Here is a 15632-nt window from a genome sequence, read left to right on the forward strand (position 1 = left end):
ATGGGATATAGGTCTGGACCATTGCTGTCGGATGGAAGGCATCACCGTGCAACGCCCCCACGCACGCACCGCGTTGACCTGTTCCACCGCGCTGCTCATAGCCGCGCTCACCTCCTGCTCGGGGTCCGCCGAAGCGGACACCCGGAAGCCGACCGCCCCCCGGGGGGTGACCGCGCAGGCCGGCAGCGCGACCACCGCCCACGTCATGTGGGAGCGCGCCTCGGACGACAAGGGGATCACCGGCTACGACGTGTACCGCGAAGGCGAGAAGGTCGCCACGGTGCCCGCCGCGAAGCTGATGACCGACGTCGACGGCCTGACCGCCTCGACCGCGTACACCTTCACGGTCCGGGCCCGCGACGCCGCGGGGAACCTCTCCGACCCGAGCGTCGCCGTCCCCGTCACCACGCCCGCCCCGACCCCCGCGGACGAGGAACCCCCCACGGCACCCGTCACGTTGCGCGGAAGGGCGGACGGCAGCCGGACGGTCACGCTCTCCTGGGGTGGTTCGACCGACGACGTGGGCGTGACGTCGTACGACATCTATCAGGAGGACGCCAGGATCCACAGCGTTTCCGGGACGCGGACGACGGCCCGGCTCACCGGGCTGCGGCCCGGCACGGTCTACACGTTCACCGTGCGGGCCCGGGACGCGGCGGACACCTCGTCACCGGACAGCGACGCCCTCGACCTCACCACCCCGTCCGCCCCCGGCGCCCCCGCCAGTACGGCGCCCACCGGCCTGCGCGCCGGGACGAAGCCGCACGGCAAGGAGTTCCTGGTCGACCTCTCCTGGGACCAGCCGGACACGGGCGGCACGATCCCCGCGTACCAGCTGTTCCTGAACGGGAGGATGACGACCACGATCGTCTGGGGCGGCACACCGCCCGTGGGGCGGGCGGCCTACCGGCTCACCCTCGCCGACCCGCCGGGCACCCGCTACTCCCTCAAGATCCGCCCCAAGCTGCCGGACGGGACGTGGGGGGACTTCTCGGCACAGCGCACGGTGGTGCTGCCCGGCTGAGGCCGGCCGGGGCGGCCGGGTGGTGACTACCGGTGCCGGTTCCGCAGCACTCCCGCGAACAGGAAGGCGAGCAGTCCGGCGAGCGGAACCACGAGCAGTCCCACCCGCAGGCTCGTCGCGTCCGTGACCAGGCCGACGACCGGCGGTGAGGCGAGGAAGCCCAGGCGCATCAGCCAGGACACGATCGCCAGCCCCGAACCGGGCTTCAGGCCGGGCAGTTCGTCGGCCTCGTGCATCGCCGCGGGCACCAGGGTCGCCACGCCGAATCCGGCCGCGGCGAAGCCGAGCACGGTGCCGGGCACCGTCGGCACGGCCAGGGCCAGCCCCATGCCGCCCGCGGCGACGATCCCGCCGGCCCGTGCCACGGTGCGCTGGCCGAACCGGTCGACGAGCCTGTCGCCGATGCTGCGGCCGATGAACTGCGCCCCCACCAGGGCGATGTAGCCGAAGGCGGCCAGGGTCACCGACGCGTGCAGCGAGCCGGACAGGTAGAGCGTCGCCCAGGAACTGCCCGCGTCCTCGACCAGAGTCCCGGCGGTGGCGATCAGGACCAGTGCGGTCAGCACCCACACGGTGCGTCCCCGCGTGGCGACCGCCGTCGTCGCCGGCTCCGGGGAGCCGTCGGTGGCGGGCTCGGACACCGGCTCGGTGTCGGGGCCGGAGAGGCAGTACCGCAGGGCCACGCATGCCGCGACGGCGAAGACGACGGCCGAGAGGGTCAGGTGCTGCCCGCGCGAGAGGCCGAGGGCGATGGCGGCCGCCGCCATGGAACCGCCGGTGACGGCGCCGATGGACCAGATCGCGTGGAACGAGTTGATGATGGAGCGCCCGTAGCGGCGCTGCACGCGCAGGCCGTGGGCGTTCTGCGCGACGTCCGTGATCGCGTCCATCGCACCGGCCACGAAGAGCGCCCCGGCGAACAGCACCACGGAGTCCGCCAGGCCGGCCGCCAGGATCCCGGCCCCGGTCACGAGCGTCCCGGCCACCGCGGCCCGGGCCGACCCGAGCCGCCGGACGACCACTCCGGCGGCCAGCCCCGCGGCGATGGCCCCGGCGGGGAAAGCGGCGACGGCCAGCCCGTAGGCGGCGTTGCTCAGACCGAGGTCCGCCTTGATCTGGGGATACCGGGGCAGGAGGTTGGCGAACAGGGCCCCGTTGGTGAAGAACAGCACGGCAACGGCGATGCGGGCATGCCGATCGGCCGTGGCCGGCCGACTCAGTACGTCGACAGTCATGCGGGGAGCCTATAGGGCGAGCGTACGAACGTACACTCCAGGTCGCACACCATTGTCGGGGCGGTCCGTACGGGCGCCGTGGTCTGGGGCGCCGTGGACCCGCGGGGCGCCGCGATGCCTGAGCGTCCCCTTCCCCTGTACGTCGGAATCCCGGAACGCCGGAGCCCCGCACACGGGAGCGCCGCACCTCCGCCCGTCGCCCGGCGGTGATGCGGCGCTCCGTGCCGTGTGGGTCAGCGCAGCTGCTCGTACGCCGGCAGCGTCAGGAAGTCCGCGTAGTCCTGGTCCAGGGAGACCTGGAGCAGGAGGTCGTGGGCCTGCTGCCACTTGCCGGCCTCGAAGGCCTCGTCGCCGATCTCCGCGCGGATCGCGACCAGTTCCTCGGCGGCGACCTTGCGGGCCAGGTCCGCCGTGGCGTGCTCACCGTTCTCGAAGACCACGTCCGCGTTGATCCACTGCCAGATCTGCGAGCGAGAGATCTCGGCGGTGGCCGCGTCCTCCATCAGGTTGAAGATGGCGACCGCGCCCATGCCCCGCAGCCACGCCTCGATGTACCGGATGCCGACCGCGACGGCGTTGCGCAGACCGTCGTACGAGGGCTTCGCGTCCAGGGTGTCGATGGCGATCAGGTCGCCGGCCGCCACCGAGACGTCCTCGCGCAGGCGCTCCTTCTGGTTCGGCTTGTCGCCGAGGACCGCGTCGAAGGAGGCCATGGCGATCGGGACGAGGTCCGGGTGGGCCACCCAGGATCCGTCGAAGCCGTCGTTCGCCTCGCGGTCCTTGTCGGCCCTGACCTTCTCGAAGGCGACCTTGTTGACCTCGGCGTCGCGCCGTGACGGGATGAAGGCCGCCATGCCGCCGATGGCGTGCGCGCCGCGCTTGTGGCAGGTGCGGACCAGGAGTTCGGTGTACGCCCGCATGAAGGGGGCGGTCATCGTGACCAGGTTGCGGTCCGGCAGGACGAACTTCGCGCCGCCGTCGCGGAAGTTCTTGACGATGGAGAAGAGGTAGTCCCAGCGGCCCGCGTTCAGCCCGGAGGCGTGGTCGCGGAGCTCGTACAGGATCTCCTCCATCTCGTACGCGGCGGTGATCGTCTCGATCAGGACCGTCGCGCGGACCGTGCCCTGAGGGATGCCGACGTAGTCCTGGGCGAAGACGAAGATGTCGTTCCAGAGGCGTGCCTCCAGGTGTGACTCCGTCTTCGGCAGGTAGAAGTACGGGCCCTTGCCGAGGTCGATCAGGCGCTGGGCGTTGTGGAAGAAGTAGAGGCCGAAGTCGACCAGCGCGCCGGGCACCGGGGTGCCGTCGAGCTGGAGGTGGCGTTCGTCCAGGTGCCAGCCGCGCGGGCGCGTGACGACGGTCGCGAGCTCGTCGGCGGGCTTCAGCGCGTAGGACTTGCCCGACTTCGGGTCGGTGAAGTCGATGGTCCGGTTGTACGCGTCGATCAGATTGAGCTGGCCGGTGATCACATTCTCCCACGTGGGGGCGGACGCGTCCTCGAAATCGGCGAGCCAGACCTTGGCGCCCGAGTTCAGGGCGTTGATGGTCATCTTGCGGTCGGTCGGGCCGGTGATCTCGACCCGGCGGTCGTCCAGCGCGGCCGGGGCCGGGGCGACCTTCCAGGTGTCGTCCACTCGGACCGCTTCCGTCTCCGGCAGGAAGTCCAGGGTGGAGGTGCGGGCGATCTCGGCCCGGCGCTCGCCCCGGCGGGCGAGCAGCTCGTCACGCCGGGGCGTGAACTGCCTGTGCAGCTCGGCCACGAACGCGAGGGCCGCATCGGTCAGGACCTCGTCCTGCCTCGGCAGGGGCTCGGCGTCGACGATGGCCAGCGGGGACGGCGCTGGTGCGGACATGAGCTGTCACTCCTTCAGCGGGGCGGCGCGGGCGACGTCCCACGGCCGCCGGGTCGCCTGATGTGGCACGGAGTGCCATGGCTCCGGGATACGGCCGTGGGTGCCGTCCTGGTGCGGAAGCGGCGCGTCATCGGTGTCGCGTGCTTCTGATCAGTGGATATTAGTTTCCTCATGGTGGAAGTTCAATGGTTTGTTGATGTCGAGATTCTCCGGGTCGACAGAGATGCCGGTCGGGCGCGGCCCGATGGCGCGCCGTGCCAGGCCGTGCGCGGTGTGCTCCCGCACGCCGCGCCGGGCTCCACGGGGCTGCGCGAGATGCCCGGCGTTCTCGGTCGCGGTGCTCACGCGAGGTGTCTGAGGTCCTCGGTCGTGTCGATGTCGTACGCCTCGGCCACGTCGGAGCACTCGACGAGGGTGAGGGCGTCGCGATGCGCCTGCAGGTAGGTCCGCGCTCCCTGGTCGCCGACCGCGCCGGCCGTGATGTCCGCCCATCGGTCGGCACCGAACAGCACCGGATGGCCGCGCTTCCCGTCGTACGAGGCGGCCGCCAGGGTCATCCGTGAGCGGTAGGCCGAGAGGACCCGGGCCACCGCCTCCGGTCCGATGCCGGGCTGGTCCACGAGGAGCACGAGTGCCGCGTCCGCCTCCAGTCCGCCGAGGTCGCCCAGTCCTGCCCGGAGGGACGATCCCATGCCCTCCTCCCAGAGCGCGTTCACCGTCACCGAGCACGCGGACAGGTCCGCCCGCGCCCGCACCTCCTCCGCGGCGGCGCCCAGCACCACGCGGACGGGTCCGCACCCGCCGTTGCGCAGGGAGCGGACCGCATGCTCGACGAGGGGGCGGCCGCGGTGTTCCAGCAGCGCCTTCGGCCGTCCGCCCAGGCGCCGCCCGCCGCCCGCCGCGAGCAGCACCCCGGCGATCACGGGAATCCGTTGTGTGTGAGCCATGCGCCCTGGATACCACTGTGCCGCTCGGGTCCGCGTAAGGGGCGTCACCCCTCAGGGGGACTGGTGATCCGCGTCAGGAGAGTGGCGCGCGTCACCTTTCATAGCGTTAACTGACGGACACGCCCAGGCATTTGGCCACGGTGGGGGGCGGTTCGACACACCGGCACGAAGATGTGCGAGGGGGAGTGCTTTGTTGCGAAGCGTGGGGCAGGAGCGGTTGACCGGTAGCGGTGGGGACCCGAGGGCCGTGGAGTTGCGTACCGCCGTCTCCAGGCTCCGCCGTGAGCTGGCCGGCCACCGGGCCGAGTTCCCGGACCGGGGCATCGCCGAGGACGAGCTGGCCGCGCTGGACTCGATGGCGGCCGGCGGCGCACCCGAGGTTCCCCGGTTACGCCGCTCCCTGCTGCTGGTCGCCGGGGCCATCGGCTCGGTCAGCGCACTGGCCCCGGGGCTGCGCGATGTACGGAACGCCGTCGATCTCTTCGGGGAACCCCCGAGGAGCTGACCGGCGGTCGACGCCTTGGGAGTCCCCGGGATCTGACCGGCGGTCGACGACTTCGGGGACTCCCCGGGATCTGCCGCCTGACGCCGTCCGTTGCCCGGGAGCGCCGTGAGGTGGCGTCAGGAAGTGGGTCCGCTGCTCGCCAGGGCCTCGGACAGCTCCTTCGCGATCTGCTGCAGGATCGGCACGATCCGCTCGGTCGCCGTCTCGGTCACCCGGCCCGCGGGCCCCGAGATCGAGATGGCCGCCGAGGTGGGGGAGTCGGGCACCGGGACCGCGAGGCAGCGGACCCCGATCTCCTGCTCGTTGTCGTCCACGGCGTAACCCGCCCTGCGCACCTGCTCCAGGGCGTCGAGGAAGCCGTCCGGCGTGGTGATCGTCTTCTCGGTGGCGGCCGGCATGCCCGTGCGGGCCAGCAGGGCGCGCACCTCGTCGGCCGGGGTGTGCGCCAGGAGCGCCTTGCCGACGCCGGTGGAGTGCGGGAGCACCCGGCGGCCCACCTCGGTGAACATCCGCATCGAGTGCTTCGACGGCACCTGGGCGACGTACACGATCTCGTCGCCGTCGAGCAGTGCCATGTTCGCCGTCTCGCCGGTCTCCTCGACCAGGCGCTGGAGGTAGGGCCGTGCCCACGTGCCCAGCAGGCGTGACGCGGACTCGCCGAGCCGGATCAGGCGCGGGCCGAGGGCGTAGCGCCGGTTGGGCTGCTGGCGTACGTATCCGCACACGACGAGGGTGCGCATGAGCCGGTGGATGGTGGGCAGAGGCAGGCCACTGCTCGCGGAGAGCTCGCTGAGTCCGACCTCGCCCCCGGCGTCCGCCATGCGCTCCAGGAGATCGAAGGCGCGCTCGAGGGACTGGACCCCGCCACTGGGACCGGCGGGCTTGGGGTCGGAAGTGCTGGCGTGGGACGGCGGCACGTCAACGGTCCTTTCGAAGCGGAGGCAAGGCAGCAGCCTACCGGGCCGTTCCCGATCGGCCCACTGCTCCCGGTGCGGCGTCCTTGCCGGTCAGGACCTGTTTTGTCCTGGTGTCGACGGTCCGGCGCGCGTTCGGTCCGAAGCCGGGTGACGCCTCTCCTGGCCCATTCTACGTTCCGTCTGGCGAAAATGAACTTCTACTTCGTGGAAATATCCAATCGGTGCGGTGCGCCTCCCCGGCCGCCGCCCGGCGGGGGCGGCAAGGTCTTGACGGGTCGCCTCCCCGAGTGAAGACTCCTTCAACAGTTCGTTGAAATTCTTGCGTGAGGAGCACAGGTGCCCGGTGTGGACACGAAGCTGGTACTCCGCTCGACGCGTGTCGTCACCCCCGAGGGAACCCGCGCCGCGTCGGTGACCGTCGCGGACGGCGAGATCGAGGCCGTCCTGCCTTACGACGCGGTGGTGCCGGACGGTGCCCGCGTCGAGGACTTCGGTGACCACGTCCTCCTGCCGGGGCTGGTCGACACGCACGTGCATGTGAATGATCCTGGTCGTAGTGAGTGGGAGGGTTTCTGGACTGCGACGCGTGCGGCTGCCGCGGGCGGTGTCACGACGCTCGTGGACATGCCGTTGAACTCGCTTCCGCCGACCACCACCGTGGAGCACTTGAGGGTGAAGCGGGAGGTCGCCCGGTCGAAGGCGCACGTCGATGTCGGTTTCTGGGGTGGTGCGCTGCCGGGCAACGTGAAGGATCTGCGCCCGTTGTCCGAGGCGGGGGTCTTCGGGTTCAAGTGTTTCCTGTCGCCGTCGGGGGTGGAGGAGTTCCCGGAGCTGGATCAGGAGCAGTTGGCGCGGTCGATGGCCGAGATCGCGGGGTTCGGTGGTCTGCTGATCGTGCATGCCGAGGATCCCCGCCATCTGGCGGATGCCCCGCAGAAGGGCGGGGGGAGGTACGCGGATTTCCTGGCGTCGCGTCCGCGTGAGGCGGAGAACGCGGCGATCGAGGGGCTGATCGGGCACGCGAGGCGGTTGAACGCCCGGGTGCATGTGCTGCACCTGTCCTCCAGTGACGCCCTGCCGCTGATCGCGGCCGCCAAGAGTGAGGGTGTGCGCGTCACGGTGGAGTCGTGCCCGCACTTCCTCACCTTGACCGCGGAGGAAGTCCCGGACGGGGCGACGGAGTTCAAGTGCTGCCCGCCCATCCGTGAGGCCGTCAACCAGGACGCCCTCTGGGACGGGCTCGCCGACGGCACCATCGACTGCATCGTCTCCGACCACTCCCCGTCGACCGTGGATCTGAAGACACCCGACTTCGCGTCGGCCTGGGGCGGGATCTCCTCCCTCCAGCTCGGCCTGCCGGCCATCTGGACCGAGGCACGCCGGCGCGGACACACCCTGGACGACGTCGCCCGCTGGATGTCCACCGCACCGGCCGCAATCGCCGGACTGACCCGCAAGGGCGCCATCGAACCCGGCCGGGACGCCGACTTCGCCGTGCTGGACCCCGACGCCACCTTCACCGTCGACCCCGCCGGACTCCACCACCGCAACCAGGTCACCGCCTACGCCGGACGGACACTCCACGGTGTCGTCACCTCCACCTGGCTGCGCGGGGAGCGCATCGTCGCGGACGGCGAACTCGCCGCACCGGCCGGCCGTCTCCTGGAGAGGAACCACTGACCATGACCGCGACACCGCGCTTCACCGGCGACGCGAACCCGTACGCGGGCGGCGACCCCTACGCCGACTACCGCACCGCCGACCTCCCCTTCACCGCGCTCGTCGACCTCGCCGACCGGCGCCTGGGCGGCGGCGTCATCGCCGCCAACGACGAGTTCTTCGCCGAGCGCGAGAACATGCTCAAGCCGGAGCCGGCGGAATTCGACCCGGAGCGCTTCGGGCACAAGGGCAAGATCATGGACGGCTGGGAGACCCGCCGCAGGCGCGGTACCAGCGCCGCCGAACCGCACCCCACCGACACGGACCACGACTGGGCCCTCGTGCGCCTCGGAGCGCCGGGCGTCGTACGCGGAATCGTCATCGACACCGCTCACTTCCGCGGCAACTACCCGCAGTCCGTCTCCGTCGAGGCGGCCTCGCTGCCCGGCTCCCCGTCCCCCGAGGACCTCCTGGCCCCCGGAGTGGAATGGACCACCCTGGTGCCGCGTACGCCCGTCGGCGGACACGCGGCCAACGGCTTCGCGGTCGACGCCGGCAGGCGCTTCACCCATCTGCGCGTCAACCAGCACCCCGACGGCGGCATCGCCCGGCTGCGGGTCCACGGTGAGGTCGCCCCCGACCCTGCCTGGCTTGCCGCCCTCGGAACCTTCGACGTCGTCGCCCTGGAGAACGGCGGGCAGGTGGAAGATGCCTCCGACCGCTTCTACTCCCCGGCGACCAACACCATCGCGCCGGGCCGCTCCCGCAAGATGGATGACGGCTGGGAGACCCGCCGCCGCAGGGACAAGGGCAACGACTGGATCCGCTACCGCCTGGCCGAGGAGTCCGAGATCCGGGCACTGGAGATCGACACGGCCTACCTGAAGGGCAACGCGGCAGGCTGGGCCGCGGTCTCCGTGAGCGAGGGGGAGGGCGCGCCGTGGACCGAACTGCTGCCCCGCACCCGGCTGCAGCCGGACACGAACCACCGGTTCGTGCTCCCCGGGCCGGTGCGCGGCCGCCACGTCCGGATCGACATCTTCCCGGACGGCGGGATCTCGCGGCTGCGGCTCTTCGGCTCGCTCACCGAGGAGGGTGCGGCGCGGCTGACCGCCCGTCATGAGGAGCTCGGCGGGTAGCGGACCGGGGGCCGGTGCGCCGGTTCGTGCCCGCCCTGCGGGCATATGGGACCCTGGCCGGAACGCCGCCCACCGACCTGGAGACGCCATGATCTTCATCGCCGTCAAGTTCACCGTGCGTACCGCCGAGCGGGACAACTGGCTCCCGGCCGTCGAGGAATTCACCCTGGCCACCCGCCAGGAGCCGGGCAACCTCTTCTTCGACTGGTCCTACAGCGTCGAGAACCCGGACCAGTTCGTCCTGCTCGAAGCGTTCGCCTCGCAGGAGGCGGGCGTGGCGCACGTGAACTCGGAGCACTTCAAGGCGGCGATCGACACCATGTCCGATCTCGTCACCGAGGTTCCGGAGATCATCAACGTCGACGTGCCCGGCGACGACTGGTCCCGGATGACGGAGGTCACCCCGCGCAACCGGTGACCCCGGGCGCTCGCGGCGGACCGGCCCGGCGGCCCCGGCCATGGGCCGCCGGACCCGTCAGAACTCCTCGTGCGTGTCGGGGTCCCCGCCGAAGCGGTGCGGGGGCCTGGCCCCGATGAGGCCGAGTTCCCGCTGTGTGAGTTCGAAGCCGAACAGGTCCAGGTTCTCCCGCTGCCTCCCAGGGTCCGCCGACTTGGGGATCGGCACCGCGCCCAGCTGGGTGTGCCACCTCAGCACCACCTGGCCGGGCGTCACGCCGTGGGCGTTCGCCGCCGCGACCACCTCGGGGGTCTCCAGGACCTCGCGCCCCCGGGCCAGCGGGCTCCAGCTCTCCGTGACGATGCCCTTCGCGGTGTGCACGGCCCGCAGCTCCTCCTGCGGGAGCAGGGGGTGCATCTCGATCTGGTTCACCTCCGGCAGCACGCCCGTCTCGCGCTCCAGCCGGTCCAGGTGGGCCGCGGTGAAGTTGGAGACGCCGATCGAGCGGACGAGACCGTCCTGGCGGAGCTTGATCATGGCCTTCCAGGTGTCCACGTACCTGTCCACCCGGGGCAGCGGCCAGTGGATGAGGTAGAGGTCGACGTACTCCAGCCCCAGGTTGCTCCGGGACTCCTCGAACGAGGCCAGTGTCTCCTCGTAGCCGTGGTGCCTGCCCGGGACCTTCGTCGTGACGAACAGTTCCCGCCTCGGTACCCCCGCGCGGGCGATGCCGCGGCCCGTGCCCCGCTCGTTGCCGTAGTTCAGTGCCGTGTCCACGAGCCGGTAGCCGAGCCCCAGTGCTCCCGCCACGGCCTCCTCCGCGTCCCTGTCGTCCAGTGGCCAGGTGCCGAGGCCCACCGCGGGGACGGTGCTTCCGTCGTGGAGGTTGCGGACCGGGGGCGGTGTCTGGCTCATGGTCTCCCGTTTCGTTCGCGTGCACGTCCTCGCCAGCCTAGGTCCGGCCGCCGGGCGGCGCGGTGCGGGGCGCCGCCGCCCGCCGGGCGCACCGACGGCTTCCGCCCGACAGTGGGGTCATGACGGGCGCGGGCGCGCGGACCGCCGTACGCGCGGCAGCGAGGTGAAGGAGCAGGACCATGGCGAAGCTGACGTTCACCACGTTCGTGTCACTCGACGGCGTGACGCAGGCCCCGGGCGGGCCGGACGAGGACACCACCGGGGGATTCGAGTACGGCGGGTGGCTGGCGCCGTTCGCCGACGCGGACATGCAAGCCTTCATCACCGAGGTCTTCGACCGCTCGGGTGCCTATCTCCTGGGGCGGCGCACGTACGACATCTTCGCCTCCTACTGGCCCCGGGTCACCGATCCGGAGGACCCGGTCGCCTCCCGGCTCAACACCCTGCCCAAGCACGTCGTGTCCACCACCCTGGCCGACCCGGCCTGGGAGAACACGACCGTCATCGCGCGGGACGTGCCCGCCGAGGTCGCCCGGCTGAAGGAACGGACGGAGGAGGGCGACGTGCAGATCCACGGCAGCGGCGCCCTCGTGCGCTCCCTCATGGCACACGGTCTGATCGACGAGTACAACCTGATCGTCCACCCGGTCTACCTGGGGGCGGGCCGGCGGCTCTTCCCCGAGGGCGGACCTCCGACAGCGTTCGAACTTCTGGACGCCAGGACCACCGGGAGCGGCATCACCATCCAGACGTACCGGGCCGGGGGCCGCGCGCGGTTCGGGACCTTCGAGCGCGACCTCTGAGCAGCGTACGGGCGGTCCGGCCGCCGCCCTCCCGCGGTTCGGGGGAGCGTCTCAGGGGGCCGGCGGGAGAAGTGCCGGGTCGGGGGCGGCGGCGCGCAGCCGGCCCAGGATCGCCCGGGCGGCCTTCGTGTAGCCGGGGCTGTTGTTGTGCAGGACCGACTCCGCGTTGGCGAGCTCCATGAACGCGATGAGCTCGAAGGCGAGTTGCGAGACGTCGGTGTCCGCCGCGAGCTCGCCCCGCACCCTGGCCTCCTCGACCGTCTCCTCCACGAAGGTGACCCAGCCGGTCTGCGTGGAGGCCAGCGCGTCGTGCACCTTTCCCTCGCGCGAGTCGAACTCGGCGATCGTGGCGTAGAAGAAGCAGCCGCCGCTGAACACCCGGCGCTGCGAGTAGGAGAGCCAGCTCTCGCACATGCGCCAGACGCGGCCGAGCCCCGGTGGCGCCGCGCGGGTCGGTGTCAGCACGTGCTCGACGAAGACACTCACGGCGGCGCGGACGGTGGCGAGCTGCAGTTCCTCCTTGGAGCCGAACAGGGCGAACACACCGCTCTTGCTGAGCTTGAGCTCGGTGGCCAGCCGGCCGAGCGACAGACCCTCCAGCCCCTCGGTCGAGGCGACGTGGACCGCGCGCCCCAGTACCAGTTGCCTGGTCAGGTTCCCCCGCTCGACCCGTCCGTCCAGCCGCGCAACACCCATGTGCCCAACTCCGTGTGTCCGAGCATCCCAAGGCCGACATTCTAGGAGGAGCCGCCACCGCCGTGAGACCGGTTCGGGCCCGCGACAACCCCCCTGGGCCGCACCCCGGGCCATCCTTCGATCGGCGGTTCCCGAGGCGTCCGTACGTTCGGTACGGTGATCGCCCCCCCGTGCGAGCCGGCGAAGTCTCCACACCGATCCCGCTGTGGAGAACCAGGAGAACAAGGTGTCCTCTGCCGTCCTGCCCGCCCCCGCCCCCGCCCCCTCGCGCCGCGTGTTCGTGGCCGACCTTCCGCTCCTGCTCGTCGCCGCGGTATGGGGCGGCAGCTACCTCGCGGCCAAGGGCATCACCACGCCCCACACCGTGGCCGGCGTCCTCGTCCTGCGCTTCGCGATCGTGCTGCCGGTCCTGGCCGTCGCCGGGTGGCGCGGGCTGCGCACCCTGCGGGCGGCCCAGTGGCGCGGTGCGGGCCTCCTGGGTCTCGTCCTGGCAGCGATCTTCCTGCTGGAGACGTACGGCGTCGTCCACACGTCGGCGACCAACGCCGGACTCATCATCAGCCTCACCATGATCTTCACCCCCCTCGCGGAGGCCGCGGTGACCCGGGTCCGCCCGCCGGGCCCCTTCCTCGCGGCCGCCGGCCTCTCCGTCGCGGGCGTGGTGCTGCTGACCCAGGGCGGCGGCTTCACCCGCCCCACGGCGGGGGACCTCCTGATGCTGCTCGCCGCGCTCGCCCGGACCGTGCACGTCCTGGTCATGGCCCGGCTCAAGGCGGTCCAGGACGCCGGCGCGCTGTCCCTGACCACCGTGCAGCTCGGCAGCGCCGTCGCCGTCTTCGCGGTACTGGCGGCCGCCCCGGGCACCGGTGAGGCACCCTGGACCGTGGCGGCGGGGTTCGGGGCCGCCGAATGGAGCGGGCTGGTCTTCCTCTCGCTCCTCTGCACGCTGTTCGCGTTCTTCGTGCAGATGTGGTCGGTACGCCGTACCTCGCCGTCCCGGGTGAGCCTCCTGCTCGGCACGGAGCCCCTCTGGGCCGCCGCGGCCGGCATCGCGATCGGCGGCGAACGCCTCGGCGCCCCCGGGCTGCTGGGCGCCGTGCTCGTGCTGGCGGGCACCACGTGGGGACGCCGTCACACCGGCGTCACGTCCTGATCGAGTCCATCGCGACCACCGGGGTCGCGCGGCCACGTCCTGATCGAGCCCATCGCGACCACCGGGGTCGCGCCGTCACGTCCTGATCGAGTCCGCCGCGATCATCACGGCCGCGCCGGTCACGACCAGCACGATGCTGACGAAGATCGCGTAGCCGTCGAGGGCGTCGAGTCGCGCCACGACCGCCCACAGCCGGAACCAGCCGGTCCACTCGTGCAGCAGCCCTGCCGCACCCTGCGCGAACACGAGGAACCCGACCGTCTCCACGAATCTCTTCATGGCCCGAGCCTGGCGCGGCCCGTCGCGCGCCCGCGTCCGCCATCGGTCTGCGGGCCCCCGGCGAAAGTCTCGGATCGTGCGACTTTGGTGTCTGCCCGGCCCGCAACCGTCGTTTCGTGTCCTCCGTCTGAGTAGATTCGTCGACATGACACGCACGGAGTACCGCTGGCTGCTGCCCTCGGCCCTGGCCGACGACGAGCTGCCCGGCGACCGGGGCAGAGCGCGCCGGACCGTGCGGGACTGGGCCGTCGACCTCACGGCCTTCCTCTGCGCCGCCGGCATCGGGGTGCTCGCCCTCGCGGCGATCGAGGCCGATCCGACCACGTCCGACAGCGTGGTCTTCGCCGACTCGCTCATCGGCGCCGCGGCCTGCTGCGGACTGTGGCTGCGGCGCAGGTGGCCCGTCGGCGTGGCGGCGGCGCTGACCGCCGTCAGTCTCATCGAGCCCGCGGCGGCCGGTGCCACGCTGGTCGGCCTGTTCAGCCTGGCCGTGCACCGGCCGTTCCGGCCGGTCGCCGTCGTCGGCGCGGCCGCCCTCGCCATCACGCCCCTCCAGCCGATGCTGCGGCCGGACCCCCAGACCTCCTTCGTCGTCTCCGTGGTCATCGGTGTCCTGCTGATCCTCCTCGTCCTCAGCTGGGGCATGGCCATACGCTCACGGCGCCAGCTGGTCGTGTCCCTGCGCGAGCGGGCACGCCGGGCCGAGACCGAGGCGGCGCTCCGCGCGGAGCAGGCGCAGCGGCTGGCCCGTGAGGCCATCGCCCGGGAGATGCACGACGTCCTCGCCCACCGGCTGACCCTCCTCAGCGTCCACGCCGGCGCCCTCGAATTCCGGCCCGACGCACCACCGGCCGAGGTGGGCCGGGCCGCCGGAGTCATCCGGGACAGCGCCCACGAGGCCCTCCAGGACCTGCGCGAGATCATCGGCGTCCTGCGCGCCCCCGGGGAGGGCGACGAGGGGAACAGGCCGCAGCCCACCCTGGTGACGCTCGACGCCCTCATCGAGGAGTCCCGCGCGGCCGGCATGGAAGTCGTCCTGGACAACGGCGTGACCGAGCCGGCCCGGGCTCCGGCCGCCACCGGGCGCACCGTCTACCGCATCGCGCAGGAAGCCCTGACCAACGCCCGCAAACACGCGCCGGGCGCCCCGGTGAGCGTCACCGTGACCGGCGGTCCCGGTGACGGACTGACCATCGAGGTCGGCAACCCCGCCCCCGGCACCGCCTTCGAACCGGTCCCCGGATCCGGCCAGGGGCTCATCGGCCTGACCGAGCGCGCGACCCTCGCGGGCGGAAGCCTCGACCACGGTTCCCGGCCCGACGGCGGTTTCACCGTGCGCGCCCGGCTACCGTGGCCCGCATGAGCACTCCCACGCCCCCGGAGGCGCCACCGGTCCGGCTCGTCGTCGTCGACGACGACCCGCTCGTGCGGGCCGGGCTCGCCCTCATGCTCGGCGGGTCCGAGGGCATCCTGCTGGTAGGGGAGGGCGCGGACGGCACCGAGGTCGAGGCGCTGGTCGACCGGGTGCACCCGGACGTCGTGCTCATGGACATCCGGATGCCCGGAATGGACGGCCTCGCGGCGACGGAGGCCCTGCGGAGCAGGCCCGGCGCCCCCGAGGTCGTCGTCCTCACCACCTTCCACGCCGACGAGCAGGTGCTGCGCGCCATCCGCGCAGGCGCCGCGGGCTTCGTCCTGAAGGACACCCCGCCCGCGCAGATCGTCGACGCGGTCCGGCGGGTCGCCGCCGGGGAGCCCGTCCTGTCGCCCGCCGTCACCCGCCGGCTCATGGCCCGCGCGGCGGGGGACCCCGCGGACGACGGCAGGGCCCGCAGAGCCCGTGCGCGTAACAGGTTCGCCGGACTCGGCGAGCGCGAGCAGGACGTCGCGGCCGCCGTCGGGCGCGGCAGCTCCAACGCGGAGATCGCCGCCGAACTCCACCTCAGCGTCGCCACCGTCAAGACGCACGTCTCCCGCATCCTCGCCAGGCTCGGCCTCAACAACCGTGTGCAGATCGCCCTGTTGGTGCACGACGCGGAACTCCTCCACGAGGACGAGGACGAAGCGCGGGGCACCGGCCTAGGCTGAACGCGTCGGACCGGTGGAGGGG

The 15632-nt window shown here is 72.0% G+C and carries 17 protein-coding genes; 9 read left to right on the top strand and 8 right to left on the bottom strand.

Annotated elements, in window-relative coordinates; genetic code table 11:
- The first annotated feature begins 31 nt into the window (after positions 1 to 31).
- Positions 32 to 1024 carry a fibronectin type III domain-containing protein gene (locus tag OHT61_RS26370; RefSeq protein ID WP_329041624.1) on the top strand — a complete coding sequence of 331 codons (993 nt, stop codon included), beginning with the start codon at positions 32 to 34 and terminating at the stop codon, positions 1022 to 1024.
- Between the two features lie 26 nt (positions 1025 to 1050).
- Here the strand turns inward: OHT61_RS26370 and OHT61_RS26375 are convergent, their stop codons facing one another.
- The 4 genes from OHT61_RS26375 to OHT61_RS26390 all read right to left on the bottom strand — a co-directional run bounded on the left by OHT61_RS26375 (position 1051) and on the right by OHT61_RS26390 (position 5059).
- Positions 1051 to 2259 carry an MFS transporter gene (locus tag OHT61_RS26375; RefSeq protein WP_329041627.1) on the bottom strand — a complete coding sequence of 403 codons (1209 nt, stop codon included), beginning with the start codon at positions 2257 to 2259 and terminating at the stop codon, positions 1051 to 1053.
- 233 nt (positions 2260 to 2492) lie between these two features.
- The gene (gene aceB, locus OHT61_RS26380; RefSeq protein ID WP_329041628.1) at positions 2493 to 4112 is read right to left on the bottom strand and encodes a malate synthase A; all 1620 of its coding nucleotides are present in this window, start codon (positions 4110 to 4112) and stop codon (positions 2493 to 2495) included.
- 150 nt (positions 4113 to 4262) lie between these two features.
- On the bottom strand, positions 4263 to 4457 hold the full coding sequence (locus tag OHT61_RS26385) for a hypothetical protein (RefSeq protein ID WP_329041630.1): 195 nt from the start codon (positions 4455 to 4457) through the stop codon (positions 4263 to 4265).
- Positions 4454 to 5059, bottom strand: a complete 606-nt coding sequence (locus OHT61_RS26390; RefSeq protein ID WP_329041631.1) for a nucleotidyltransferase family protein — start codon at positions 5057 to 5059, stop codon at positions 4454 to 4456. The genes OHT61_RS26385 and OHT61_RS26390 overlap by 4 nt, the downstream gene beginning before the upstream one ends.
- A gap of 202 nt (positions 5060 to 5261) precedes the next feature.
- Here OHT61_RS26390 and OHT61_RS26395 point away from each other — a divergent pair, with 202 nt between their 5' ends.
- On the top strand, positions 5262 to 5564 hold the full coding sequence (locus OHT61_RS26395) for a DUF5955 family protein (RefSeq protein ID WP_329043395.1): 303 nt from the start codon (positions 5262 to 5264) through the stop codon (positions 5562 to 5564).
- Positions 5565 to 5680: 116 nt separating this feature from the next.
- On the opposite strand, the gene OHT61_RS26400 is transcribed toward OHT61_RS26395, so the two are convergent.
- Positions 5681 to 6481, bottom strand: a complete 801-nt coding sequence (locus tag OHT61_RS26400) for an IclR family transcriptional regulator (RefSeq protein WP_329041632.1) — start codon at positions 6479 to 6481, stop codon at positions 5681 to 5683.
- A 336-nt stretch (positions 6482 to 6817) separates the two neighbouring features.
- Here OHT61_RS26400 and allB point away from each other — a divergent pair, with 336 nt between their 5' ends.
- The 3 genes from allB (at position 6818) to OHT61_RS26415 (ending at position 9697) form a co-directional block, all read left to right on the top strand.
- Entirely contained in the window at positions 6818 to 8161 is a 1344-nt protein-coding gene (allB, locus tag OHT61_RS26405; RefSeq protein ID WP_329041633.1) for an allantoinase AllB, read from the top strand.
- A 2-nt stretch (positions 8162 to 8163) separates the two neighbouring features.
- Positions 8164 to 9279, top strand: coding sequence for an allantoicase (alc, locus tag OHT61_RS26410; RefSeq protein ID WP_329041634.1), 1116 nt, complete (start codon positions 8164 to 8166; stop codon positions 9277 to 9279).
- Positions 9280 to 9367: 88 nt separating this feature from the next.
- The gene (locus OHT61_RS26415; protein WP_329041635.1) at positions 9368 to 9697 is read left to right on the top strand and encodes a putative quinol monooxygenase; all 330 of its coding nucleotides are present in this window, start codon (positions 9368 to 9370) and stop codon (positions 9695 to 9697) included.
- Between the two features lie 57 nt (positions 9698 to 9754).
- Here the strand turns inward: OHT61_RS26415 and OHT61_RS26420 are convergent, their stop codons facing one another.
- Positions 9755 to 10591 (bottom strand): aldo/keto reductase, encoded by an 837-nt coding sequence (locus OHT61_RS26420; protein ID WP_329041636.1) that lies wholly within the window; start codon positions 10589 to 10591, stop codon positions 9755 to 9757.
- 179 nt (positions 10592 to 10770) lie between these two features.
- Here OHT61_RS26420 and OHT61_RS26425 point away from each other — a divergent pair, with 179 nt between their 5' ends.
- The gene (locus OHT61_RS26425) at positions 10771 to 11394 is read left to right on the top strand and encodes a dihydrofolate reductase family protein (RefSeq protein WP_329041637.1); all 624 of its coding nucleotides are present in this window, start codon (positions 10771 to 10773) and stop codon (positions 11392 to 11394) included.
- Positions 11395 to 11445: 51 nt separating this feature from the next.
- Here OHT61_RS26425 and OHT61_RS26430 read toward each other — a convergent pair whose 3' ends face one another.
- A complete protein-coding gene (locus OHT61_RS26430) occupies positions 11446 to 12090 on the bottom strand; it encodes a TetR/AcrR family transcriptional regulator (protein WP_329041638.1) in 645 nt (214 codons plus the stop codon).
- A gap of 226 nt (positions 12091 to 12316) precedes the next feature.
- Here OHT61_RS26430 and OHT61_RS26435 point away from each other — a divergent pair, with 226 nt between their 5' ends.
- Positions 12317 to 13243, top strand: coding sequence for a DMT family transporter (locus OHT61_RS26435; protein WP_329041639.1), 927 nt, complete (start codon positions 12317 to 12319; stop codon positions 13241 to 13243).
- 75 nt (positions 13244 to 13318) lie between these two features.
- Here OHT61_RS26435 and OHT61_RS26440 read toward each other — a convergent pair whose 3' ends face one another.
- Positions 13319 to 13522 carry a hypothetical protein gene (locus OHT61_RS26440; RefSeq protein ID WP_329041641.1) on the bottom strand — a complete coding sequence of 68 codons (204 nt, stop codon included), beginning with the start codon at positions 13520 to 13522 and terminating at the stop codon, positions 13319 to 13321.
- A gap of 145 nt (positions 13523 to 13667) precedes the next feature.
- Here OHT61_RS26440 and OHT61_RS26445 point away from each other — a divergent pair, with 145 nt between their 5' ends.
- Together OHT61_RS26445 and OHT61_RS26450 are read left to right on the top strand one after the other, a co-directional pair.
- The gene (locus OHT61_RS26445) at positions 13668 to 14885 is read left to right on the top strand and encodes a sensor histidine kinase (protein ID WP_329041642.1); all 1218 of its coding nucleotides are present in this window, start codon (positions 13668 to 13670) and stop codon (positions 14883 to 14885) included.
- A complete protein-coding gene (locus OHT61_RS26450) occupies positions 14882 to 15610 on the top strand; it encodes a response regulator transcription factor (RefSeq protein WP_329041644.1) in 729 nt (242 codons plus the stop codon). Before OHT61_RS26445 ends, OHT61_RS26450 begins: the two co-directional genes overlap by 4 nt.
- The last annotated feature ends 22 nt before the right edge of the window (positions 15611 to 15632 follow it).

The organism is Streptomyces sp. NBC_00178 (genome assembly GCF_036206005.1).
Taxonomy (GTDB): Bacteria; Actinomycetota; Actinomycetes; order Streptomycetales; family Streptomycetaceae; genus Streptomyces.